A 24,336-nucleotide genomic window follows, 5' to 3' on the forward strand; every position below is an offset into this window, starting at 1 on the left:
CGTTCACCAGGGTCGCGGTCGCCATCAAGTACATCGATATGTGGATATGCTTCCCAGTCCCGGCGATGCGTGGATCCGCGACGAAGGGAGTCGGCATGGGCGGCGGCAGGACGAGGTTCCGTCGGGTACCGCCGGAGGCGCCGCGCACGCGGTTCTCCGCGCGGTACGACCGATTCGCCGACGCGTTCGGCGTCGATCGGATCGTGGGCCGTTGGGAACTGGCCAGGGCCACCGACACACCTCCGCCGACCCCCTGGAACGGTACGCCCTACGCGGTCGGTGACCTGCCGGCGGAGCTGTCCTTCGTCACCTCCACGAGCAACGGCATCGTCGTGTGGAGTGACGGCCGACCGCGCATGATCTCTCCTGGCCGACACTTCGGCCTGACCCTGCGCGGCGAGCGACTCTACGCGTTCCAGATCACCGGACGGCACGGCCGGGTCATCTCCCTTCCTCTCAGCGCCGGGCACATTCCGGAACCGGGAACGGGGTGGCGGATGGTCACCCACCTGTACGGCCTGAATCGCTGGATCCACCAGATCGACTTCGTCGACGACGAACTGATCCTGACGGACACCCTGCGCAACCGGCTGCTGTGTTACCCGGCCGTCGAGCGCACGATCGGCCGGCACTGTTCGACCCGCCACCGCACGATCCAACTGACACCGGACGACCGCAAGGGCCGTCTCTCCCCGCACTATCGACACTTCAACTCCATCTACCGGAACGCCGACACGATCTTCGTCATGGCGCACAACCACTACGCCGGAACCGGCCGCAAGAGCGACGTGTGGCTGCTGGACGAGGAGTTCCGGTTGCGGGACATCGTGCCGGCCGGCGGGTCGTGCTGCCACAACGTGGTGCTCCACGAGCGGGGCATGCTCGTCTGCCGGTCGGTCGAGCAGACCGTCGCGCTGGACGGCGTCGACCTGTTGACCACCGAGGGCTTCGGTCGTGGCCTCGCCTACGACGGCCGCCACCTGCTGGTCGGCGCGTCGGTGTTCGCCGAGGAGTACGCGGACCGCGACCACGACAACGGCTTCATCGACGTGTACGCCGCCGATTTCACCCCGCTCGGACGCGTGGTCTTCCCCCGCTCCTCGATTCGTGACATCCGGCTCCTGACCGGGGACCGGGGACTGGGCAACCACGGCCGGTGACGACGCCCCCGCCGGCTCCCGGCGTGCCGGACGGCGGCGACCGGCGCCGGCCAGGGGTGACGCCCTTCCCCTGACTGGCCGATCAGGCTAGCGTTGTCGCCCGGAGGCGATCATGGGCTTCGCGGCTGAACTGCGGGAACGGACCAGGCCGGACCACCGGACGGCACAGCACCTCGGGTACTTCGACGCCCTGCTCGCCGGCCGGTTGGACCGGGACGGCTACGCCGCCCTGCCCGAGCAGCTCTCCTTCGTCTACCGGACGCTGGAGGAGGCGGCGGACGTGATGCGCGCCGACCCGGTCGCCGGTCCGTTCGTCACCGACGCGGTGCACCGCCTGCCGTCGCTCACGGCCGACCTGGAGTTCCTGCACGGCCCGGACTGGGCCGCGCGGGCGACGCCGAACCCGGCGACCCTGGAGTACCGGGCCCGGCTGCGGGAGGTCGCCTTCACCTGGCCGGCGGGCTACGTCGCGCACCACTACACCCGCTACCTCGGCGACCTCTCCGGTGGTCAGGTCATGCTCCGCGCGGTGCGCCGGTCGTTCGGCTTCACCGAGGACGGCGTCCGGTTCTTCCTCTTCCCCGACGTCGAGCCGGGGGCCTACAAGGAGAACTACCGCAGGCTCCTCGACGAGGTCCCCTGGGACCCGGCCGAGCGGCAGCGCTTCCTGGACGAGGTGTCGCTGGCGTACCGGCTGAACACCGCGATGCTGGCCGAGCTGGGCCGCGCCGTCCTGCCGGAGGCCGCCGCGTGACGACCTTCGGACCGGACGTGGTCGCCGCCGTGCGGCGGCACATGAACGACGACCACGCCGACGACTGCCTGCTGATCTGTCGGGGGCTCGGCGGTCAGCCGCGCGCCACCGCCGCCCGGATGTCCGGGATGGACGACGAGGCCATGGAGTTCGTCGCCACGGTCGACGACGTGGCGGTCCCGGTGCGGATCCCGTTCCGCGACCGGCTCACCGAGCGACGCCAGATCCGCGCCGAGGCCGCCCGGATGTACCGGGACGCCTGTGCCGAGCTGGGGGTCACCCCCCGCCCCGAGGCGTCCTGAGCCGGGTTGCCCGCTGAGGCAGCCCGGACTGCCCGGAAGACCGCCGGCTGTGCGTGTCGGCGGGACCACCGCTACGCCATGGTGAGGCGCGTCGACTGTCGCCGAGCGAGAAGAGCGGTCATGACCTGGCGAGACACCTACTGGCAGGACGCTGCCTCCGACCCCGCGTACTTCGCCGCCGTGGAGTTCGCCACCGTGCTGGACGGTGACTACGGCACCCGGATGTTCGGCAGATGGGTCGACGAGCGGTACCCGGACTCCCGGGAGTTCCTCCGGGCCGTGGAGTACCTGCTGGTCACCAACGCCTACGGCGAGAACGTCGCGGAGACGATGGAGACGTTCCACCAGCGGGTCGCCCGACCGTGGGAGGACCGGGCGATGCTCACCGCGCTGGAACGCACCTCCGCCCGGTACGGCGACGTGCCCACCCAGGTCCGCGACGACAGCGAGGTCATGGTGCTGGCCGACGCACTGACGGCCGGCCCCGACATCTTCCGGTTGTGGCGGGAGGAACTCCAGGAGTCCTCGGTCGCGGTGCTGCGCGACGGCGGGGTGCTGGACGCCTTCCTCGACGACTGCGTGCATCTCGCCCACGAGGCGAAGGCGTACCAGGTGGAGCAGGACCGGGTGGAGCAGGACCGGGGCAGGGGAAAGGAGCGGGTGGACGACCCGGACTCCCCGGCCAGCGGGACCGACCGGTCCGCGTACCACGAGGAGGGCGGGGTCACCGTCGTCCGCCGCCGCGGGGTGCAGTTCAGCGAGCCCGCCGAGGTCGCCGCGAACCGTTACCCGTGGCTGTCGTACGCGTTCCGGATCGGGGTCGCCTTCACCCTGAACCCGGAGGCCAACGCGTACCTGCCGGAGAAGCTGACCTGGGACGAGGCGCAGGACCACCTCGGCCGCTGGGGGGTGGACCTGGGTGAGTTCGTCGAGCGGGTGACGGAGGCGATGAACCGCCATCCGGTGCGGATGTACCGGGACGAGCGGATGACGATCACCATCATCGGGGACTCCGTGGACGTGGCGGTGACCATCGACTCGGGGCTCAACGCGCACAACACCGGGATCATCGCCACCCTCGACACCGACGGCGCGTACACCCACTACGTGCAGTACAAGGACCTGGTGATGTTCTACGTCGACGAGAACGACATGAACACCCCGATCTACAACGTGCTGAAGACCTTCGGTGATCTGTGGGTCGGTGGCGACGCGGAGAGCTACGTGGTGCGGCACGGCAAGGGCCGCAAGGCGCACTTCACCGTCACCCCGGTCAAGGAGAGCCACCAGGCCAGCCTGGTGGCCGTGGTCCGCCGGTGCTCCGGCATGACGGTGAAGGTGCTGGACTGACCCCGTCGGGGCCGGTGGACGTGGGGCGCGGGTGCAGCCGGTGCTGCCCGGAGGGGCAGCGAGGACTGCACCGAGGTCTGTCCGGCCACCCGCTGCGGGGCACCGGCCGGGCGGACTTCAATGCCGGCATGGCCACACTCGCCTCCCGCCCGTTGCGTACCGCCTCGGTGCTGGCCGTCGTGGCGGTCCTGGTGGCCAGCGCCCCGCCGGCCGGTCATGCCGCGTTCCTCGCGGCACCGGCCAGCGGCGGCGGCGCGGAGTTCCGGATCAGCGTCACCGACGCCGCCGCACCGGCGGCCGTCCCACCGGGAACCGGCACGACGATCGGGTTGACCCCCGGCGGCGCGGCCACGCTGACCCGTACGGTGACCACCACCAGCGTGCCGCCCCGCCCGGACGTGGTGCTGCTCGCCGACACCACCGGCAGCATGGGCCCGGCGCTGGCGGACGTGAAGGCCAACGCCCGCCGGATCGTCGCGGACATCAGCGCCGTGCAGCCGGACGCCCGGTTCGCGGTCACCGAGTACCGGGACACGGCCGACGAGTACGCCTTCCGGGTCAACCGGGACCTCACCGCCGACCCGGCCGCCGTGCAGGAGGCGGTGAACACCTGGACCGCGGCCGGCGGCGGGGACATCCCGGAGGCGAACCTCCACGCGCTGTCCCGGGTCGCCACCGGGGCGGTGACCCTGCGCGCCGACAGCAGCCCGATCGTGGTGATCTTCGGGGACGCCCCGTCGCACGATCCGGTCCTCGGCCACGACCTTGCCGGGACGGTCGCGGCCCTCACCGCCCGGGGGATCCGGGTGGTGGCGGTCGACGTCACCGCATCACCGCTCTCCAGCCTCGACCAGGCCGGGCAGTTCACCGAGATCACCACCCGGACCGGCGGGGTGCTGCTCACCGCCGCCATGGCCGCCGACGTCTCCACCGCCATCCTCGCCGGCATCCGGGCCATCGAGGCCACCGTCGCCGCCCGGATCTCCGACTGCGATCCGCAGCTGCGCGCCGACGTCACGCCCGCCGAACGGACCGTCGACAGCGGTGGCAGCGTCGACTTCACCCTCGCCGTCCGGGTCGACCCGAGGGCCCGCAACGGCGAGTACGCCTGTCAGGTCACGTACACCGTGGACGGCCTCGTGCGGGGCGGGCCGGAGCGGCTCGTGGTGACCGTCACCGGGGCCGCCCCGGACGTGCCGATGCTGCACTCCGACGCCACCCTGCTCGACCTGGGGGAGGCGTCCCTCGGCGTCGCCACCCCGGCCCGCCGGGTGACCCTGAGCAACGCCGGGGACTACCCGCTGCGCGTCGCGGCCACGCTCGGCGGGTCGGCCCCGTCCGGGACGGGTACCTCACCGGTCGCGGCGCCCCCGGGGTCGGACGTCTTCACCGTCACCGCGAACACCTGCGGCCAGGTCCTCGCCGTGGGGGAGTCCTGCACCCTGGACGTCGGCGCGACGCCCCGGACCGTCGGTGTCGCCCATGCGGTGCTCACTCTGGCCAGCTCGACCGACACCGGTGGGCAGGCGGCGCAGGCGCTCACCGTCCAGGTCGCCGGCCGTAGCCCGAGTTTCCAGTTCAACCCGGGCGTGGGGCGACCCGGCCAGGTCGTCACCGGCCTCGGGCGGGACTTCCCGCCGGGGCAGCCGGTGACGGTGACCTGGGCCGGTGGCACCGGCGCGGTGACCGTGGTCGCCGACGCGGCCGGCCGGTTCGCCGTACCGATGGTGGTCTTCGCCGACGCCCCGGCCGGCCCTCGGACGGCGGTCGCGTCGGTGCCGGCGGTCGGCACGGTGACCAGCGGAGCGTTCCTGGTGCAGTCCCCGACGGCGCAGCCAGGCGTGTTCACCCGCCGCCGCTGACGTCGATCCGCTCCTCACCGCTCGTCGATCATGGAGTTTGGGCACTGCCCAAGCTTCCACAAAAGCCGCTGATCGGGCACCACAACTCCATGATCGGCGGGGTGACGCCGGGTTACCGCGATCGTGCACCCTCAGCCGATCAGCACCTGGCCGGTGGCGACGATGGTGCCGTTCGGCAGGGGAGCGGGGTCGTTGCAGGTGTTGACCTTGTCGCCGTGCCGGGCGACCGGCTTGCCGTTGATCAGCACGGTCGGGCTGCCGGCGAGGACGGTGCCCTGGTTGGTCGGCGGCACCTGGAACGGCCCGCCGGTGGGCACGTGCGGCGGCGCGTTCTGCGCCCGGCTGCCCACCACGGCGGCCGGCTTCCCCTCGATCAGCACGTCGGTGCTGCACCCGGTGGTGATGGTGCCGGCGAAGGGCATCGGGGTGGGTGTCGGCACCGGTCCGCCCGGGGACGGGACCATGATGATGTGGGTGTCGGTGCCGACCACCTTGTCGCCGAGCTTCGCGGCGGGTACGCCCACGTCCGTGCTCCTTCATTCCACAGACCGGGAACCGGCCTGGTCCGTTCAGATCAGGCCCTCGCGGATGGCGTGCGCGACCGCCTGGGTGCGGTTGCGGACGCCGAGCTGGACGGTGATCTCGTGCACGATGTTCTTGATGCTGCGTTCCGAGTAGGACAGGTCCCGGGCGATCGTCGCGGTGTCCGCCCCGGCGGCGATCATCCGCAGCACGGTGAGCTGCCGTGGCGACAGGGGCAGGATGGTCAGGCCCCGGGGCGCCAGCACCTGGCGCTGGGCGCGTCCCACCCGGGTCAGCAGGGAGCTGAGCAGGTCGGTGGGGAGCCGCGCCTCCCCTCGGGCGGCAGCCCGTACCACCTCGCGGAGCAGCGGCGCGGTGCTCTCCGCGCGTCGTACCATGCTCAGCCCGCCCGCCTCGATGGCCTGGAGCCCGGCCGTGTCGTCGAGCTGCCCCACCACCAGCACCGGACGGGGGGCCGGTCCGGGCCCGGCGGCCAGCGCGTCGAGCTGGGCCAGCAGCCAGTCGTCCACGGTGTCCCCGACGACCACCAGTACGTCCGCCGTGGCGTCGTCGGTGGTCACCACCACGGGACGGACCCCGGCCGGGTCCCCGTCGCCGGGGTCGGCACCGAGCTGGGCGACCATCCCGGCCTGGGAGATCGGGTCGCGGGCGCGGACCGCAGTGCGTACCGGGGTGACCTCGGCCTCCGGCCGGCCGCTCATCGGGCGGCGCCGGCGCTGGTGGACGGGCTGGCCGCCGGTGCGGCCGGCACCAGTTGGCCGGCGAAGTACGCCGCCGGGGTGCACGGCGTGCTGCCCGGGTTGGTGCACTTCACGGCCACCGTGACCGGCTGCTCGGCGGAGAACTTCAACGGCTGCACGAAGTGGTAGTCCAGGTCGCGGAAGTTGTTCAGCCCGGTCTCCAGCAACACGGTGTCACCCCGCCGCACCTGGAGCACGCCCGCGTCGCCGTGCGGGTTCTGGAGCACGATGTCGGTCACCCAGAGGACCTTCCTCGCCGCCGGCCGGTACGTGGACAGGGCGAACTCGTTCGAGGTCGGGGAGGCACTGGTGGCCACCCGGAAGTCGGCGGCGGTCTCCGGGTCGGCGTTCTCCAACGTCCCGCCCGGACCGCCCCGGCCGTTCCCCGCGCCGGCCGTCGGGCTCGCCGGTGCGCTCGGCTTCGGCGAGGCGGAGCCCCCGGTGACCGCCTGCTCGGCCTTCTCGGCGGTCTGCGCCGCCTCGCTGGCCTGCGTCTTGACCTCGGCGACCTCCTCGCTCAACTCCTGGTTGAGCTGTTGGGTCTCCACCTGCGCGGCCTCCTTCGCGGTGGACTGCACGGTCGGCTTGAGCACCGCGAACCAGAGCGCGACCAGGGCCACCGTCACCGCGACGGCGACCAGCGCCACCCGGGGCGACCAGGCGGGCAGCAGCGCCCGTTGCACCAGCATCCCGTCGGAGGTGACCGGCTCGGTGTCGGGACGGGTGACGGCCACCTGGAACGGCAGGTTGCGGTCGGGGCCGAGCAGGAACCGCTTCTTCGGGCGTACCCGCAGCCTGACGAAGGTGGCGGTGCCCGGACGCAGTACCGGCGCGGCGGGCCGGACGCGGAAGCCGAGCAGCAGGTCCGGGTCGGTGGGCAGCACCTCGACGGTGGTCGCGGTGTTACCGGTGTTGTCCACGACCAGCTGGTGGGCCCCGGCCCGACGGGCCCGGGAGGTCCGGGGCACCAGCTCGGCGGCGAGTTCCACGAAGGGCAGGACGGTGACCCGGCCCTCCTCCACCACCGATCCGTCCGGATCCTCCCGGCCCCGGACCCGTACCCCGAAGTCGACGTCGCCGGCCGGGACCGTGGCCGAGCGGGGCGGGCGGAAAGTGACCCGGGCCTCCTCCTCGGTGCCGGGCAGCAGGTTCATCGTCGGTGGCTCGACCCGGGCCCAGGACCCGGCGTCGCCGACCACGTCCAGGGTGAACTGGTCCACGACGGAGGCGGTGTTGCGCACCCGTACGGTGCAGCCGACCTCGTCACCCGGCGCGACGGTCAGCTCGGTCTCGGCAAGGCCCACAGCGACGCTCATGCCGGGCAGTCTCGCCGCGCGGCGGGGGCCGGCAGTACCGCGATCGAGGAACACCAACGGGCAACCGTGGCTACCTGATCGGGCAACCCGGGGCCCACCGGTCCAGATGTGTGCGGCACAGCGGGGCACCCGGCGGTCAGCCGGCTTCGCTGATCCGGCCCGGCCGGCGCGTGGCGCGCGATGCGGCGGCGCCGCCGTGCCGGCCGGCGCTGTTGACGCTCACCTCACGTGGCGCGGGCGCCAGGTCGGTCGACGCCTCCGGAACGAACGGGACGAGCAGTTGCAGGTGCAGGCCGGTGCGGGCCGCCCCGCCGTGCGCCACCCACGCCGAGCCGGTGGCCCCCTCGCGGCGGGGGGCGCTGCGCACCACCACCGACTGGTTGGTCCGCGCCAGGACCCCGGCGAGGAACCGGACGGGCAGCGCGGTGCAGCCCGCGCAGCCGACCAGCAGGTCGCCGAGGAGACGGTGCTCCCGTTCGGTGTCCGCTCCCCAGGCGGTGAGCAGGTAGTCGAACCGGTAACGCCGCCCCGGCGGGCGGCGTCCGGTCACCTGACCGGTGGCGTCGCGCAGGTCGTCCCAGCTGGCGGAGACGCCGCTGGAGTCCTCCTCGACGTCGAGCAGGAAGGCCGAGACCCGCTCGCCGGTCAGCTGCGCGCAGCGGTCCGGCGGGTCGAAGACCACGGGCACCCCCGGCGGCAGGTAGCTGCCCAGCCAGGCCCGGACCGACAGGTCGACATCCCAGATCACCCACCCACCCTGCCGGTCGCCCGGACGGTCCCGCGCTCGCGGCCGGGCAGGCCGGTGGGGCGGATCCGGTGCCCTTCGGGGCAGTGCGGCCTACCCCCGTGGCGGTCCGGCGGGCAACGGATCCGACCCCGCGCCGAAGGCATGCTCGCCGCAACACACCGTCGTACAGGAGGTTCGATGCCGACGTATCTGTCGCCGGGCGTCTACGTGGAGGAGGTGTCCTCCGGGTCGAGGCCGATCGAGGCGGTCGGGACCGCCGTCGCCGCGTTCGTCGGCTTCGCCGAGAAGGGGCCGGTCAACGAGCCCACCCTGGTCACCAACTGGTCGCAGTACACCCGTCTCTTCGGCGGCTTCGTGGCCGGTGCGTTCCTGCCGCTGTCGGTCTACGGGTACTTCCTCAACGGCGGCGGTTCCGCGTACGTCGTCCGGGTGGGGCCGACCGGGGGCGACGCCGGGCCGGCGGGTGGCGACGGGGCGTACGCCAGCGCGGCCCTGCCGGCCGGCGGGGACAACGGGAAGCTCTCCTTCACCGTCCGGGCCGCCCTGCCCGGTGCGGCCGGACAGGACCTCTCGGTCGAGGTCACCGACGCCTCCGATGGCGGCGACGACACCTTCAAGCTGGTCGTGAAGCAGGCCGGCAAGCCGGTCGAGACGCTGGACAACCTGACCACTCGGCGGGGTGCCGGCAACGTGGTCACCGCCGTCAGGCAGCAGTCGAAGCTGATCCAGGTCGAGGAGGTCAGGGGCGCGACGCTCGCCCCGCCCCGGCGCGGTGCCGAGGTCGCCCTCGCCGCCCCCGCGCTGCCGGTCACCACCACCGTCGACGCCGACCTGCGGGTGTGTGCCGAGGACTACGTCGGGGACGTCAGCGACCGGACCGGCTTCGCCGGGCTGGAGGCGATCGAGGACGTCACCATGCTCAGCGTGCCGGACCTGGCCGCCGCCCACCAGCGGGGGGTCATCGACGACGAGGCGTTCAAGGCCGTCCAGCTCGCGATGATCGCGCACTGCGAGCTGATGGGCGACCGGGTGGCCATCCTCGACCCGCCGCCCGGGCTGCACCCGCAGCGCCTCAAGGAGTGGCGGCAGGACGTCGCCGGCTACGACTCCAAGTACGCCACCCTCTACTGGCCCTGGATCAAGGTCATGGACCCGGCGCAGGGGCGGGCGGTGTTCATGCCGCCGAGTGGCCACGTCGCCGGGGTGTGGGCCCGCAACGACGACACCCGGGGCGTGCACAAGGCGCCGGCCAACGAGATCATCCGGGGCGCGCTCGCCCTGGAGAGCGGCCTGACCAAGGGCGAGCACGACCAGCTCAACCCGATCGGGGTGAACTGCATCCGGGCCTTCCCCGGCCAGGGCATCCGGATCTGGGGAGCCCGGACGCTCTCCAGCGACGCCGAGTGGCGCTACCTGAACGTCCGGCGGCTGTTCAACTGGATCGAGAAGTCCATCCTGCTCGGCACCAACTGGGTGGTCTTCGAGCCCAACGACCCCCGGCTCTGGGACGCGGTGCGCCGGGTCATCACGATGTTCCTCCGCCGGGTGTGGCGCAGCGGCGCCCTGATGGGCGACACCTGGTCCGAGGCGTTCTTCGTCAAGTGCGACGCGGAGAACAACCCGCCGGAGAACCTGGACGCCGGGATCCTCACCGTCGACATCGGCATCGCACCGGTCAAGCCGGCCGAGTTCGTGGTGTTCCGCCTCTCCCAGCTCTCGCACGGCGCGGGCGACGACTGATCCGCCCCCGACGTAACCAGGAAGGACGACCATGGCAGGTCAGGGTACCCAGGACCCCCGCCAGAACACCGAGATCATCAGCGCCGCCGTCTTCCGGCTGGAGGTGCCGGGCATGACGGCGATCAACTTCGCCGAGCTGGTCGGCATCAGCAGCGAGGTGGAGAACGCCGAGTACATGGCCTCCGGCCCCACCGGGCCGGTCTTCTCCCGGCACTTCGGGCGGACCAAGCCGCCGACGGTCACCCTCAAGCGGGGACTCGACCTCAACGGCGACCTCTGGCTCTGGCACCAGAAGGTGCGCAACCTGATGTACGACGCGTACCGCGACTGCGCGCTCAAGCTCTACGGCCCCGGTGACGACCTCAACGGCGACGCCCGGCTGACGTACATGATGACCAACGCCTGGCCGGCGAAGGTGGAGGTCAGCGGCGTCAAGGCCGGGTCCACCGACATCGTCTACCAGACGGTCACGCTGATGTGCGACGACCTGTTCGACTTCAATGCGCGGATCTGACCTCGCCGAGCCCGCCGTCGCACCGGCGGCGGGCCTGCGCACCGAGTACCCGTTCGTGCTGCCCCGTGGCCTGGTCGACGACCGGGGCGGGGTGCACCGGGAGGGCGTGATGCGGCTGGCCACCGCCCGCGACGAGATCAACCCCCAGGGCGATCCCCGGGTACGGCAGAACCCGGCGTTCCTCACCGTGCTGCTACTGGCCCGGACGGTGACCCGGATCGGGGCGGTGCACACCGTGGACACCGCGGTGATCGAGCGGCTCTTCGCCTCCGACCTGGCCTTCCTCCAGGACCTCTACCGGCGGATCAACCAGCAGGGTCACACCGAGGCGGAGGTCGCCTGCCCGCACTGCGGGGGCGAGTTCGCGGTGGACGTGGCGGGGGCCGCGCCGGGGGGATCCTGACGTACGCGACAGAGCGGCTCTGGGAGGAAGTCGCGTACGTCGCCCACCACCTCCACTGGTCCCTCGACAGCATCCTCGATCTCGAACACCCCGACCGGGTGCGGGTGCTCACCGAGATCCGCAAGCTCGACCGTCCATCCGTACCGCGACATCCGTTCCCGATCTGACGAAGGAGGTGGGTCATGGCCTGGCCGTTCCGGCTTCGCCGGCCGTTCCGGTCGCGCCGCGACGTGTCGGCCGGGTCGCCCGCGTCCACCGTCGGGTCGGCCGGACCGGTGGCCGGGTCGGTCGACGGAACGGCCGGGTCGGCGCCGGTGCGTCGCGACTGGACCCGGCTCGCGGCCCTCCCGCTGACCGTGGCCCCGGGGCCGGCCATGATCACCGTCGCCGCGACCGGGACGCCGGCGGCCGAGCCACTGCTGCCGGCACCGGCCACACCCGACGCCACCGCCGCACCCCGCGGCCGGGTCACCGGCCTCGCCACCGCCGCCCACCCGGTGACCGGCCACGGCGATGCCCACCCGGTGACCAGCCATGGCGATTCCCACCCGGTGACCGGCCGCCGCGACCCCCGCCCGGTCGCCTCTGCTGGGGAGTGGCACCGGGGCGCACCGCCGGTCGCCGGGCACACCCCCGACCCGGCGGGGACGTCCCGCACCCTGCCGGTGGTCGTCGCCCCGGTCTCCGTGCGGGGTCCGCTGACCGTGGCCGACGGGGAGGCCGTCGGCCCGCCCCGCGCTCCGGAACACACCGTCCGGGGTACCGGCCCGGCGGTCGCGCCGTCCGCCGGGTCGACGGGGGACGGGACGCCGGCCGGCGGCCCCGACGAGGCGGCCCGCACGGCAGCCCGGTTCGCCGCCGCCGGCCTGCCGACCGTCGAGGTCTGGCCCCCGCCGGGCTTCGAGGACGTCCACCGCGCGGCGGAGGTCACCCGGGCGGCGGAGGCGGCCCGCGCGGCGGGTGGATCGGTGCCGGGTGCCGGCCGGCGGGAGGACCCCCCGTCGCGCCCCGCCGACCGGTTGCCGGAGAGCGGGTCCACCGCTCCTGACCTACCGTCGGGGCTGCCCGGGGGCACCACGCCGCGTCCGGTCGAGGTGGTGTCCCGGTCTCGCGCCGCGCGCGCCGTCCCGCCCCGACCGGTCCCGGCGGCGCAGGGTGCACCGGCCCCGCCGACTGCCGTCCCGGCCGCGTTCGAGGCCGCTGGAGGGCGTTCGGCCGGCGGGGACCGCTCCCCGGCACTGTCGCCGGCCCGGTTCCTGACCCGGCGGGCGGACGCCCCGCCGCCGGCCCGACCACTGTCACCCGACCGGCCTGACCAACCCGACCGGTCCGACCGGCCTGACCAGCCTGACCGGCCTGACCAGCCTGACCGGCCTGACCAGCCCGACCGGCCCGGCACCAGCGGCACCGCGCCGTCCGGTTCCCGCGCGCCCGACGTCCGGCCCGCCGCCAACCGCTCGACGGTGCCGTCCGCGCAGCTCGACGGGCTCCGTCCGGCGGGCCCGTCGGACGCGCCGTACCTGGTGGCGGCGGCCGGGATGCCGGACAGCGGTCCGGCAGGGCCGGCCGACCACCCGACGCCGCCACCGCCGTCCACTCCGGCTGCCCTCCCGCCGCCGCTCCCCGGTCCGTCGGTCGGTGGCGGGGTGGAGGCGGCCCCGACCGATCCGTGGTCTCGTCCCGCCGCCGTCACGGTGGCGTTCCCGGCCGTCGAGCCGCCGGCCCCCGGGCCCGCGCCGGCGGTCCCGACCAGGACGGAAGCGACCGGCGAACCCACCCCGGCCGGGCCCGCCACCGGTACGCCGGCGGGCGCGGACCCGGTGCCGGCCTCCGGTGCCGGATCAGCACCGGCCACGGACGACCGGGGTGGCACGGAGGTACGACCGTCCACGTCGGACGATTCCCGGCAGGCGACAGCCGGCGGCGTGCCGTACCCGTTCGGCCCGGCCCGGACCGGTGCGGCCCCGGCGGACGGATGGCCCGGCCCGCCGCCGGCCGACCGGCCATCGCGCCCGGCGGTGCCGCTGCGGCACCGGGCGGTCCTGCCCGACCTGCCGGCCCGGGTGCCGGCCCCACCACCGGCCCCACCACCGGCTCCGCTCGCGCCGCCTGCCGGCGAGCCGCTGACCCCGGTGCCCGCCACGCTCGTGGACGGCTTCCGCCAGCGGTACGGCGTGGACGTCTCCGAGGTGCCGGTGCGTCGGGGCCCGGCCGCCACCGCCCTGGTGCGACAGGCCGGTGCCCGAGCCGCGACCCGGAACGGCGAGGTCCTGCTGCCGGCGGAGGCCGGCCCGCTCGACGCGCCGCCGGTGCGGGCCCTGCTCGCGCACGAACTGGCCCACGTCGTGCAGCAGCGGGTGCTCGGGGCCACGCCCCCGGCCGAGTCGACCGGGGCCGGGCGGGACCTGGAGGCGCGGGCCCTGGCCGCCGAGTACGCCTTCGGCGACGGGTCGTCGCCGGCCGGTGTCGGCGCGACGGTGCCTCCGCTGCCCCTGGTCGGCCCCGGTACGGCTGCCGGCGGGGCCGGCGGGCCGGTCGGCGGCGGCGCGACCCCGGCCGGGCCGGTCGGCACCTGGGGCACCACCGCCGGGGGCGGGCTGACCTGGCGGGCCGACCCCGGTGCGGCGCCCGGCAGCGGCCCGCCGCTCCAACGGGCCCCGGTCGGCGGCTCCGCCGAGGCCCTGGCCGACCTGCGCGACCTGGTGCGGGCCGAGGTGGCCCGGCAGGAGGACGCGGTCCCGGGCGAGGGGCCCGACCCGACCCCGGACGCCGCTGCCGCCCTGGCCGCGCTGCGTGCCGAGGTGACCGCCGCGACCCGTCCACCCACCGTGGACCGGAGCAGCGGTCGGCTCGCCGAGGTGAGTGCCGCGGTGGAACAGCTCCGGGGCGAGCTGCGGGCCGTGACCGGCCGGGAGGAGGCGCTGGTGGCCCGCCTCGACCGGGACAGCGCCCGCCCGCCGGCCCCGCCGGGCGACCGGTCCCCCGCCCGCGCGGTCGACCTGGACGATCCCGACGACCTGGAGGAGTTGGCCGGTCGCCTCTACGGGCGGCTGCGTGGCCGGCTCCGGCAGGAACTGCTGGTCGACCGCGAACGCAGCGGGCGACTGACCCGGTTCCCGTGAAGCCGACGACGACGAGGAGGACACGACGATGGCGGGTGGTCTCTCCACCGGGGCCCGGTTCCTGGGCGGCTTCTTCGAGGTCACCGGGGTCAACCACCGGTACCTGGTGGTCATCGACGACGAGCGCTACAACCTCGGCTCCTGGTCCCGGGTGTCCGGTCTCGGGGTGACCTGGCAGGTCTGCGAGTACCGCGCCGGGGACAGCAACGACCTCTTCACCTACGTGGGGACGCCGAACTACAGCCGGATCCGGCTCAGCCGGGCGGTCTGCTTCGACTCCCAGGTGGTGCAGGAGTGGCTCTGCCAGCAGGCCCGGCAGTACCGGCCGCTCAGCGGCAGCATCCAGCTCGTCGACAGCCTCGGCCTCAAGATCGTCGGCTGGGAGCTGAAGCACTTCTTCCCGGTCGGCTGGTCGGTGTCCGAACTGGACCCGAGCCGGACCGGGGTGGCCGTGGAGACCCTCGAACTGGCCCACACCGGCTTCCTCGACGACGACGTCGCCTTCTCCCTCTGACCCCACCCCTCGAACCAAGGACGGACACCGATGGCGGCGATCTCCGCGGGGCAGCTCGGCGGGATGCTGGGCGACCCCAACCAGACCGCGCAGGGGTTGGCCTCCGGCGGCCTGATGCAGTTGTTCCGCAGCGGCCCGGGGGTACGGCGGACCGACAAGCTCGGCCTGGCGATGCGGTTCCGGGTGACCATCGGCGACGTCCAGCTCGGCCTGTGGCGGTCCTGCCGGGGGTTACGGGCCGACTTCCGGCCCGAGGTGGTCCGGGTGACCGGGGACTACGTCGGCCAGTACCACCTGCCCGGCGAGGTCAGCTACCCGCCGGTGGTGCTGGAGCGGGCCGTGCACCGGGAACACTCGGCGCAGTTGCAGCAGTGGCTGGTCGGGGTGCTGCGCTCCTGGCAGGACGGCACCGGCGACGACACCCGGACCACCGCCCGGATCACCCTGCTCGACGCCGACGGCGAGCCGGTCGACAGTTGGCTGCTCTACGGCGTACGGCCGGCCTCCTGGACCGGCCCGGACCTGTCCGCCGACACCAACCAGGTGGCGGTGGAGCGTCTGGAACTGGTGCACGAGGGCTTCTTCCCCGACCTCCAGGCCCGCGCGGAGACCGCCGAGCTGTCGTCGCCGACGCTGGGCACGGTGGCGTTCTCGTACAACCCGGCCAAGATGACCATCACCCGGTCCTCCCGGCCCAGTCAGGTGATCGGGCAGGGCAAGGGGCTGGTGCTCGCCTCCGACGACGCGCTGCGCGTGATGGCGGGGGAGGTGCTGCTGGTCGGGGCCGGCGTGGCCCAGGACGTGCAGAAGCTGATCACGTTCTCCGGCCAGGCCAGGAGCGACCGGGAGGGCCGTGCCGAGACCGTGCTGCCCCCGCTCACCTTCAGCTGGGGGAAGCTCTCCATGGCGGTCAACCTGAGCACGCTGAACGTCAACCTCACCCGGTTCGACGGTGAGGGGCAGCCGATCCGGGCGCAGGCCACCCTCGACCTGGTGGTGATCCGGGGGGAGATCTTCCCGAAGCGGGCCGGCGCCCCGGTGCCGCCCCGGACGGTACGCACCGACCCGGCGCAGTGGCGGCAACGGGCCGCGGCCAGCGGCATCGACGACCCGATGCGGGCGCAGGCCCGGGGCGCGGCCGTCGGAGCCCGCCGGTGAGCGGGGCGGCCGGCATCGACCGGCACCAGCTCATCTGGGGTACGGCCACCCTGCGGCCCCGGGTCACCACCGGCACCGCCGGCCGGGAGCTGCCGGCCGAGGTCGCCGAGCACCTCGTCCGGGTGGTGGTGGACACCCAGCTGGCGCTGCCGGACATGTTCGAGCTGACCTTCGTCGACCTGGACGGCGACCTGCTCACCCGGGCGGGTCTCCAGCTCGGCACGGTGGTGCAGGTGCACGGCCCGACGCAGGACGGCTCGGCCGAGCAGCGGCTGATCAGCGGTGAGGTGACCGCCCTGGAGGGGCGCTTCGTCGACCCCGCCGCGTACGTGGTGGTGCGCGGCTACACCCACGACCATCGGCTGCACCGGATCCGGCGGACCCGGACCTTCCTCAACCAGTCCGACTCCGACATCGCCCGCCAGGTCGCCACCGCCGCCAAGCTGACCGTCGGCACGATCGACGCCACCGGCGGCACACTGGCCCACCTCTCCCAGGTCGACCAGACCGACTGGGAGTTCCTCACCGCCCGGGCCCGGGAGATCGGCTACGAGATCGGTGCCGACGGCGACCGGTTCCACTTCCGTCGGGCGAGCACCGCGCGCGGGGCCGGCAGCCCGCTGCCGCTGACCTTCCGGGGCAACCTGCGCCGGTTCCTGCCCCGGGTCACCGCCGGCAACCTCGCCCCGGAGGTCGAGGTGCGGACCTGGGACCCGGTCGCCGCGACCGTGGTGGCCGGGCGGACCGGGACCACCGCCGCCGGGGTCAGCCTGGGGGCGGGCCAAACCCCGGCGACCGCCGCCGACGCGTTCGTGCCCCGGGCCGCCCCGACGCCCCCGCGCGCCGGCAACAGCGCCGTCGGTGACGTCGGGCCGGCCCCGGGCCCCCGGGCACACGTCCTGGTCGGCCGGGGCCTGCCGGTCCCGAACCGGTCCGACGGCGCGGTACGGCAGGTGGCGGCGAGCCTCGCGGCCACCGTCGGCGGCTCGTTCGCCGAGGCCGAGGGGGAAACGCTGGGCGACGCCCGGCTGGTCGCCGGCCGGGCGGTCCGGGTGGACGGCGTGCCGGCCCCCTTCGCCGGCACCTGGACGCTCAGTGCCGCCCGGCACGTCTTCGACGACACCGAGGAGGGGTACCGCACCGAGTTCACCGTCGGCGGCACCCAGGACCGCTCGCTGCTCGGGCTCACGGGCGGCGACACAGGTGGCACGTCCGGGCCGGCCCGGATCGACGGGGTGGTCTGCGGGGTGGTCAGCAACGTCAAGGATCCGCAGGAGCTGGGCCGGGTCACCCTCGCCCTGCCCTGGCTGACGCCGGACCACGAGACCGACTGGGCCCCGGTGGGGCAGCTCTTCGCCGGCCCGGCCGGCGGGGCGTTCTTCGTCCCCGAGCCGGGTGACCAGGTCCTGGTGGCGTTCGAGTTCGGCGACGTCCGCCGGCCGTACGTGCTGGGCAGTCTGCCCAGCCGGCACACCGGGTACGGCCTGGACGGCGCGCAGACCGCGTCGACGAAACCGGGCGCGACCGGGATCAAGTCTGTCGGCCAGACCAGCTCGGTGATCCGGCGGGGCCTGCTCTCGCCGTCCGGCAACCGGCTGGTCTTCCACGACGAGGTGCCGCCCGGCGGCAAGGGCCAACCCACCGCCGCCGACGTGGTGCTGGGCACGAAGGGCGACAAGCTCTCCCTCGCCATGGACGCGGTGACCGGCGAGGTCACCCTGCGCTGCGCGCCCGACCGGCCCGGGAAGCTGGTCATCGAGTGCACCGGGCAGACCGCCGTGGAGATCAAGGCGGGGCCCGGCGGCAGCATGACCCTCGACGGCGGCACCAGCCTGAAGCTCAGGGCCGAGACGGTCGACATCGACGGTACGCAGATCAGCATCAGCGGCACCGCGGCGACCGCCATCAAGGGCAAACCCATCCAGCTCAACTGAGGAGTGCCATGCAGGCCGACGTCATCGGCACCGGGTGTGCCTTCCCACTGCGCGTCCAACCCCACGGCGGGCTCGCCACGGTCAGCGGAACCGCTCTGTTGGAGCAGGCGATGTGCGTGATCCTGGCGACGTATCCGGGGGAACGCCCGATGCGACCGGAGTTCGGCTCCCGGCTGCGTGACTTCGTCTTCGAGCCGACCACCGCGCAGACCCGGCGGGCGGTCGCGGCGGAGGTCCGCGCCGCGCTGGAGCGCTGGGAGAACCGGGCGGAGATCGACGAGGTCGCGGTGACCGACGACCCGGCGGGCGGCGGCGGGCTGCTGCACATCGAGGTCCGCTACCGGGTACGCGGCACCGACGAACCGCACAGCCTCCACCTGGACCTGCGGACCCTGACCGGCGACGACGTACCGGCCGGGGCGGAGGTGCTCGGCTGATGGCGCTGCCCGCCCCCGCGCTCGACGACCGCGGCTACGACGACCTGGTCGGTGACGCCCGCCAGTTGATCGCCGACCGGTGCCCGGAGTGGACCGACCTGCACCCGGCCGACCCCGGCGTGACCCTGATCGAGACGTTCGCGTCCCTGACCGACCAGCTGATCTACCGGCTCAACCGGGTGCCCGACCGCCTCTACGTGAAGTTCCTCGACCTGGTCGGGGTACGCCTGGTGCCGCCCACCGCGGCCCGGACCACGCTGACGTTCTGGCTCTCCACGCCGGCCCGGGCCACCCAGGTCGTCCCGGCCGGCACCCAGGCGGTCACCGTCGCCGACGGCGACGAACCGCTGGTCTTCACCACTCTGGCCGACCTGACCGTGCCGCCCTGCGCCCTGACCCACCTGCGGGTCCGCACCGCCGACGGGATCACCGACCAGACCGCCGCGCTGGAGGTGGGCGGGCCGGTGGTGGCGTTCTCCGCCGTACCGCAGCCCGGCGACGAACTGCTGGTCGGGCTGGACCGGGCGGTCGGCGGCTGCGCGGTGCGGCTGGAGTTCGAGGGCCGGGTGGACGGCGTCGGCGTCAACCCGCTGCACCCGCCGCTGCGCTGGGAGGCGCGCGACGCCGACGGCTGGCGGGAGTGCGAGGTCAGCCTGGACTCCACCGGCGCGCTGAACCGGCCCGGGGCGATCCTGCTGCACGTGCCCGAGGGACACCAGACCACCCTGGTCGACGGCACCCTCGCCGGCTGGCTGCGGGCCCGGGTCGTGCCGCCGGAGGAGGGACAGCCCGGCTACCGCGCCTCACCGGTGGTCCTCGGGCTGGCCGCCAACACGGTGGGCGGCACCACCGACGCGGTCCACGCCGACCTGGTCGACGACGAGGAGATCGGCGACTCGGAGGGGGTGCCCGGCCAGCGTTTCCCGGTCTCCCGCCGGCCGGTGCTGGCCGGGCTCGGCGACCCGGTGTTGGAGGTCGCCTCCGACGACGGCTGGCAGCCCTGGACCCGGGTCGACCACTTCGCGGCCAGCGGCCCGGACGACCCGCACTTCCTGCTCGACGGCGTGACCGGCGAGGTGGTGCTCGGCCCGGCCGTCCGGCTGCGCGACGGCACGCTGCGGCGGCACGGTGCCGTACCGCCCCGGGGCAGCCGGCTGCGCCTGCGCCGCTATGCCGTCGGCGGTGGCAGCCGGGGCAACGTCGGCGCGGGCGCGGTCCGCGCGCTGCGCACCAGCATCCCGTACGTCGCCGGGGTGGAGAACCGTCACCCGGCCGGCGGTGGGGTGGACGGGGAGACCCTGGACGAGGCGCGTCGCCGTGGCCCGTTGACCCTGCGCAGCCGGGACCGGGCGGTGACCGCCGAGGACCACGAGGTGCTCGCCCGCGAGGCCGCTCCCGAACTGGCCCGGGTGCGCTGCGTGCCCAGCGGCGGCGACGGGCCCCCGGTGGCCCGGATCCTGGTCGTGCCGGCGGCTCCCGCCGAACAGGGCCGGCTGCGGTTGGAGGACCTGATCCCGGCCGAGGCGAGTCTGGCCCGGGTGGCCGGGCGGCTGGACGAGACCCGGCTGATCGGCACCCGGGTGGTCGTCGAGCCGCCCCGGTACCGGGGCGTGACCGTGGTGGCCCGGGTGGTCGCCCGGCCCCGGGTCCGGGTCGACCGGGTCCGTGAGGAGGGGCTCGCCGCCCTGTACGGCTTCCTCAGCCCGATGATCGGCGGCGGCCCGGACGGGCGGGGCTGGCCCTTCGGCCGCCCGGTGCAGGCCGGGGAACTCTTCGCGGTGCTGCAACGGGTGCGGGGCGTGGAGCTGGTGGAGGACCTGCGGCTGTTCGGTGCCAACCCGGTGACCGGGGAGCGGGGCGCCGAGGCGGGCCGGATCGACCTGGAGCCGGACAGCCTCGTCTTCTCCTTCGAGCACCAGTTGCGGGTGGAGGAGCACTGATGCGCGGCCTGACCGACGTGCCGATGCCGTACCCGATCGCCGGGTTCCTGCCCGCCCTGTTGCAGGAGGACGACCTGCTGGTGCGCTGGACCGAGGGCCTGGACGAGGTGCTCGCCCCGGTGGTGTCCACCCTGGACTGCCTCGACGCGTACCTCGATCCCTGGCTGACCCCGCCGGACTTCCTGCCCTGGCTCGGCGACTGGGTCGGCGCGTACCTCGACGAGAACTGGCCGCTGGACCGGCAGCGCGCGATGGTCGCCGCCGCCGTGGCCACGCACCGGCTGCGCGGCACCGTGGCCGGGCTCCGCAGGCTGCTGGAACTGGCCACCGGCGGCGAGGTGGAGGTCGTGGACTCGGCCGGGGTCTCCTGGTCGACCCGCCCACAGCCACCCACTGGACCGGTGCCGCCGGCCGGGCTGCACGTCCGCGTCCGGACCGCCGAGCCCGACCGGGTGCCCCGGCACGCCCTGGCGGAGCTGATCCGCACCGCCGTACCGGCCCATGTCGCGACGACCCTGGAGGTGCTCGGACCGTGATCATCTGTCGGGAGTGCGGCAACCACAACGGGGACGCCGACACGTTCTGCGGTTCCTGCGGGAGCTTCCTGGAGTGGACCGGCGAGAAGACCACGCCGACGGTCAGCGTCGAGGCGGTCGAGGAGGCAGAGCCGGAGATCCGGCACCGGCCGACCCTGTTGCAGCGCATCGCCGGGGTGATCGCGCCGCCCCCGGGCGGCACGGCGGTCGACACCGGGGTGATCCGGGTCTCGGACGGCTCGGCCCGGGGGCCGGGTGGCCGCCCCGGCCCGGGGCCCGGTTCGGCTGGCCCGAGGCCCGGCCCGCCCGGCACCGGCGGCTCCGCCGCCCCGCTCGGCCCCCGTCCCGGTTCGCCCGGTACCGGTGGCTCCCTCGGCCCGCCCGGGATCCGTTCCGGCCCGCCCGGGCTCCGCCCCGGTCCACGGTCGACGCCGCCCGGGGTGGCGGGTGCGCCGTCCCGGCCCGCCGGGCCGCCCGGCGTGCGCTCGGGGCCGCCGGGCTCCGCCGCGGCGTCGGATGCCCGCCCTGGGCCGCCGGCGACGGCCGGTCCGGCCGGGGTGCGTCCGGCGGGGCCGGTGCGCCGGTTGCCGCCCCCGCCCCCCGGGGTGGCCAACGCACGGCTGCCCGGCGCGACGGCCCGCCCGCCCGGCGGCGAGCCGGCCGACCGGCCGGAGGCCACCGACGTGGCGGTCGCCGACGACGCGCCGGAGGAGGCACCGGACCCGGTGTCGTCCGGGCCGTCCCGCCAGCGGGAGGCGCTCGCCGCGCCGCACACCAGGTCGCTGGTCGCCACGGACGCCGCGTCCACCGGTCCCGGCGACCGGACCGCCACCGGCCGGACGTCCGGGCGGCCCCGGGCCGGCGGCCCGGTCGACTCCGCTCCCGACGAGGTGACGCCGCAGCCGGTCCGTCCCCGTACGACCAGCACGGGCCGGCGCGCGCCCACCCGCCGGCTCCAACCCGGTGACCTGGTCTGCGGCGAGTGCGGTGAGGGCAACCCGCCGACGCGCCGGTTCTGTAGCCGGTGCGGCGACTCGCTGCGTACCGCCGAGGTGGTCCGTCGCCGCTGGTGGCAGCGACTGCTGCCGCGACGCGGGCCGAAGGTCACCGAGGCGGGCGTGCGTCCCGGCACGCCGGGCGGGGGCGCCCCGGGCGGGGCCGGCGGGGTGCTCCAGACGGTCTACCAGCGGGTGAACGGGGTCGCCGCGGTGCTGCTCTTCGCACTCGGCATCGCGTACCTGGTCTATCCGCCGCTGCGGGAGCGGGTCAACGCGGTCGTGGTGCCTCCGGTGCGCGACGCCCGGGCCTGGGTCGACCGGAAGCTCAACCCCCGGTTCGTGGCGGCCCGGCCGGTGGAGGTGACCGGCAGCGAGTCGGTCCGCGGCCACGGCCCGGACCTCACCGTCGACCAGTACCGCAACACCCACTGGCAGGTGCGGTGGAACGCCGAGCGACCGCCCACGGTGACCCTGCGGTTCGGCGGGAAGGTCGACCTGGAACGGCTCATCGTCATCGCCGGTACGGCGGAGAACTACACCGCCTCGCACCGGCCGGCGAAGCTGCACCTGGTCTGGTCCACCAACCGCTCGGACACGCTGACCATCCAGGACACCGGCGAGCCGCAGACCCTCACGCTGACCGCCGCCAAGGGCGTGACCAGCGTGCAGATCCAGGTCACCGACGTGTACCGGGCCGGAAAGGGCACCGACGTGGCCGTCAGCGAACTGGAGTTCTTCGCCCGGGAGTGACCCGCCTCCCCGGCGACGCGGCCCGCCGCGCCCCACGAGCACCACCGTCGGTCATCCGTCCGGCGGTCCACCCTGAGACGGAGGTACGTCCGTGGCAGAAGCAGCCATCGTACTGAACACGACCGCCGGGCTGACCGGCTTCATCAACGGCCAGGCCAAGGGGCTGACCGAGGGTCTGTTCCAGGTCACCGGCTTCAACGACGCCCGCTTCGAGAAGGAGATGCCACTGGAGATGCTGGCCTCGCCGAACCCCCTCGGTGACAAGCAGGTCGTCATGGTCCGGGGCAGCCAGTCCGTGGACCATGTGTACTGGCTGCGCTACCTGCGCCGGGGCATCGGCGTCACCGACAAGAAGCGGGTGTGCGTGGAACTGCTGGTCCGGTTCACCACCTTCGACTACGTGCCCAAGGCCGACCAGAAGCTGCGCAGCCGTGATCTCGCCGCCCTGACCGACTACCCGATGTGGGGCATCTCGGGCCTGAGCATCTCGCTGATGGCCACCGGCCGGGGCCGGAACCCGTTCAACAAGTTCAACGAGGTCGGCAGCCTCATCTTCGACACCGCGCCGGTGACCTCCGGGCTGCCGCACTTCCGGATCAACTACCGGGTCCAGCACCAGGCCAAGACCGTCATGGGTGCCACGCTCGCGCTGAACCACAACGACGTCGGCGCGTTCCTGGTGCACAGCAACGGCCTGCTGGAGATCGCCCCCGGCGAGGGCCGGACCGAGAAGCACTTCCGGATCACGCACCTCAGCGGGCAGGTGCACAACCGGCCGAGCGTGATCGGTGCGGCGCAGAACGCCCCGGTCGGCAAGGTGTCCCTGCTCAGCGCCACCCAGATCACCCGGGGCGCCGGGCAGGACGCGAACGCGCTCGCCGCCCACGAGCACGACAGCCTGCGGGTGGTCGGGTTCGACCAGCTCAACGGCCCGGACACCATCACCGTCGACAGCGCCGCCGCCAACGGCGTTCTGGCCCGCGCGGGCCAGAACGGCCGGCAGGGCGCGGTGCGGCTGGAGTACGTCCGCAACGGCTCGGTGCTGGGCAGCCAGGTCCGCACCAAGATCAGGGTGCTGCTCCTGCTCCGCTACACCCTGGTCCACTACTTCACCGATCCGGACCAGTCCGGCAACCGGCAGGTGGTCCAGCAGAACGGGGTCCGGTACGCCAGCTTCCGCGACGTGTCGCTCACCGTGCTGGACACCGTCGCGGGCGACCCCGTCGTGGTCGGCGACGACGGCACCAAGTACGACATCAAGGCGATCAAGAACCGTTTCCACGAGACGTCGACGCTGCGCTTCGGCGCACGGATCGAGGAGGTCAACGGGCAGGTCGGAGCCCAGGTGAAGATCAACTGGCGGGCCCAGCACGCCGGCGCGGTCGGCAAGTCCCAGTCGCACGACAACTTCGGGAACCTGCGGCTCGGCGTCGACCAGTCCGGCAATCCGGTGCTGCGCCTGCTCGACCAGGACAGCAACAAGTACTTCACCGTGACGGGCTGACAGGGAGCCGA

The 24,336-nt window shown here is 74.2% G+C and carries 22 protein-coding genes; 18 read left to right on the forward strand and 4 right to left on the reverse strand.

Annotation, left to right across the window (positions count from 1 at the left end; translation table 11 throughout):
- The first annotated feature begins 95 nt into the window (after window positions 1-95).
- From IGA62_RS17965 to IGA62_RS17985, 5 genes are all read left to right on the forward strand, one after another.
- Window positions 96-1,160, forward strand: a complete 1,065-nt coding sequence (locus IGA62_RS17965; protein ID WP_145819697.1) for a hypothetical protein — start codon at window positions 96-98, stop codon at window positions 1,158-1,160.
- 112 nt (window positions 1,161-1,272) lie between these two features.
- The gene (locus IGA62_RS17970) at window positions 1,273-1,914 is read left to right on the forward strand and encodes a biliverdin-producing heme oxygenase (protein ID WP_145819695.1); all 642 of its coding nucleotides are present in this window, start codon (window positions 1,273-1,275) and stop codon (window positions 1,912-1,914) included.
- Window positions 1,911-2,216 carry a DUF2470 domain-containing protein gene (locus tag IGA62_RS17975; protein ID WP_232624682.1) on the forward strand — a complete coding sequence of 102 codons (306 nt, stop codon included), beginning with the start codon at window positions 1,911-1,913 and terminating at the stop codon, window positions 2,214-2,216. The genes IGA62_RS17970 and IGA62_RS17975 overlap by 4 nt, the downstream gene beginning before the upstream one ends.
- Window positions 2,217-2,336: 120 nt before the next feature.
- Window positions 2,337-3,566, forward strand: coding sequence for a hypothetical protein (locus IGA62_RS17980; RefSeq protein ID WP_145819693.1), 1,230 nt, complete (start codon window positions 2,337-2,339; stop codon window positions 3,564-3,566).
- 128 nt (window positions 3,567-3,694) lie between these two features.
- Entirely contained in the window at window positions 3,695-5,428 is a 1,734-nt protein-coding gene (locus IGA62_RS17985) for a VWA domain-containing protein (protein WP_145819691.1), read from the forward strand.
- 131 nt (window positions 5,429-5,559) lie between these two features.
- Here the strand turns inward: IGA62_RS17985 and IGA62_RS17990 are convergent, their stop codons facing one another.
- The 4 genes from IGA62_RS17990 to IGA62_RS18005 form a co-directional block, all read right to left on the reverse strand.
- A complete protein-coding gene (locus IGA62_RS17990) occupies window positions 5,560-5,952 on the reverse strand; it encodes a PAAR domain-containing protein (RefSeq protein WP_145819689.1) in 393 nt (130 codons plus the stop codon).
- 45 nt (window positions 5,953-5,997) lie between these two features.
- Window positions 5,998-6,672: a helix-turn-helix transcriptional regulator gene (locus IGA62_RS17995; protein ID WP_145819687.1), complete on the reverse strand. Its 675-nt coding sequence runs from the start codon at window positions 6,670-6,672 to the stop codon at window positions 5,998-6,000.
- On the reverse strand, window positions 6,669-8,027 hold the full coding sequence (locus IGA62_RS18000) for a COG1470 family protein (protein ID WP_145819685.1): 1,359 nt from the start codon (window positions 8,025-8,027) through the stop codon (window positions 6,669-6,671). The genes IGA62_RS17995 and IGA62_RS18000 overlap by 4 nt, the downstream gene beginning before the upstream one ends.
- Window positions 8,028-8,163: 136 nt before the next feature.
- Entirely contained in the window at window positions 8,164-8,775 is a 612-nt protein-coding gene (locus IGA62_RS18005) for a Pvc16 family protein (protein WP_186500028.1), read from the reverse strand.
- Between the two features lie 177 nt (window positions 8,776-8,952).
- On the opposite strand from IGA62_RS18005, the gene IGA62_RS18010 reads away from it, so the two are divergent.
- From IGA62_RS18010 to IGA62_RS18065, 13 genes are all read left to right on the forward strand, one after another.
- Window positions 8,953-10,515 (forward strand): phage tail sheath family protein, encoded by a 1,563-nt coding sequence (locus IGA62_RS18010; RefSeq protein WP_145819681.1) that lies wholly within the window; start codon window positions 8,953-8,955, stop codon window positions 10,513-10,515.
- Between the two features lie 31 nt (window positions 10,516-10,546).
- A complete protein-coding gene (locus tag IGA62_RS18015) occupies window positions 10,547-11,029 on the forward strand; it encodes a phage tail protein (RefSeq protein WP_145819679.1) in 483 nt (160 codons plus the stop codon).
- The gene (locus IGA62_RS18020; RefSeq protein ID WP_145819677.1) at window positions 11,016-11,432 is read left to right on the forward strand and encodes a phage tail assembly protein; all 417 of its coding nucleotides are present in this window, start codon (window positions 11,016-11,018) and stop codon (window positions 11,430-11,432) included. Before IGA62_RS18015 ends, IGA62_RS18020 begins: the two co-directional genes overlap by 14 nt.
- On the forward strand, window positions 11,429-11,599 hold the full coding sequence (locus IGA62_RS30965; protein ID WP_408632880.1) for a DUF6760 family protein: 171 nt from the start codon (window positions 11,429-11,431) through the stop codon (window positions 11,597-11,599). The genes IGA62_RS18020 and IGA62_RS30965 overlap by 4 nt, the downstream gene beginning before the upstream one ends.
- Window positions 11,600-11,614: 15 nt before the next feature.
- Complete coding sequence (locus IGA62_RS30595; RefSeq protein ID WP_145819675.1) at window positions 11,615-14,554, forward strand: eCIS core domain-containing protein; 2,940 nt, start codon at window positions 11,615-11,617, stop codon at window positions 14,552-14,554.
- A 28-nt stretch (window positions 14,555-14,582) separates the two neighbouring features.
- Window positions 14,583-15,068, forward strand: a complete 486-nt coding sequence (locus IGA62_RS18030) for a phage tail protein (RefSeq protein ID WP_145819673.1) — start codon at window positions 14,583-14,585, stop codon at window positions 15,066-15,068.
- Window positions 15,069-15,098: 30 nt separating this feature from the next.
- Window positions 15,099-16,226: a phage tail protein gene (locus IGA62_RS18035; RefSeq protein WP_145819671.1), complete on the forward strand. Its 1,128-nt coding sequence runs from the start codon at window positions 15,099-15,101 to the stop codon at window positions 16,224-16,226.
- Window positions 16,223-18,160, forward strand: coding sequence for a phage baseplate assembly protein V (locus IGA62_RS18040; protein ID WP_145819669.1), 1,938 nt, complete (start codon window positions 16,223-16,225; stop codon window positions 18,158-18,160). Before IGA62_RS18035 ends, IGA62_RS18040 begins: the two co-directional genes overlap by 4 nt.
- Window positions 18,161-18,168: 8 nt before the next feature.
- The gene (locus IGA62_RS18045) at window positions 18,169-18,597 is read left to right on the forward strand and encodes a GPW/gp25 family protein (protein ID WP_145819667.1); all 429 of its coding nucleotides are present in this window, start codon (window positions 18,169-18,171) and stop codon (window positions 18,595-18,597) included.
- The gene (locus tag IGA62_RS18050; protein ID WP_145819665.1) at window positions 18,597-20,537 is read left to right on the forward strand and encodes a putative baseplate assembly protein; all 1,941 of its coding nucleotides are present in this window, start codon (window positions 18,597-18,599) and stop codon (window positions 20,535-20,537) included. The genes IGA62_RS18045 and IGA62_RS18050 overlap by 1 nt, the downstream gene beginning before the upstream one ends.
- On the forward strand, window positions 20,537-21,073 hold the full coding sequence (locus IGA62_RS18055) for a phage tail protein I (RefSeq protein ID WP_145819663.1): 537 nt from the start codon (window positions 20,537-20,539) through the stop codon (window positions 21,071-21,073). The genes IGA62_RS18050 and IGA62_RS18055 overlap by 1 nt, the downstream gene beginning before the upstream one ends.
- Entirely contained in the window at window positions 21,070-22,821 is a 1,752-nt protein-coding gene (locus IGA62_RS18060; protein ID WP_186500027.1) for an NADase-type glycan-binding domain-containing protein, read from the forward strand. Before IGA62_RS18055 ends, IGA62_RS18060 begins: the two co-directional genes overlap by 4 nt.
- Before the next feature lie 91 nt (window positions 22,822-22,912).
- Window positions 22,913-24,325 (forward strand): hypothetical protein, encoded by a 1,413-nt coding sequence (locus IGA62_RS18065; protein ID WP_145819661.1) that lies wholly within the window; start codon window positions 22,913-22,915, stop codon window positions 24,323-24,325.
- The last annotated feature ends 11 nt before the right edge of the window (window positions 24,326-24,336 follow it).

This window comes from Micromonospora sagamiensis, from assembly GCF_014680085.1.
GTDB lineage: Bacteria > Actinomycetota > Actinomycetes > Mycobacteriales > Micromonosporaceae > Micromonospora > Micromonospora inyonensis.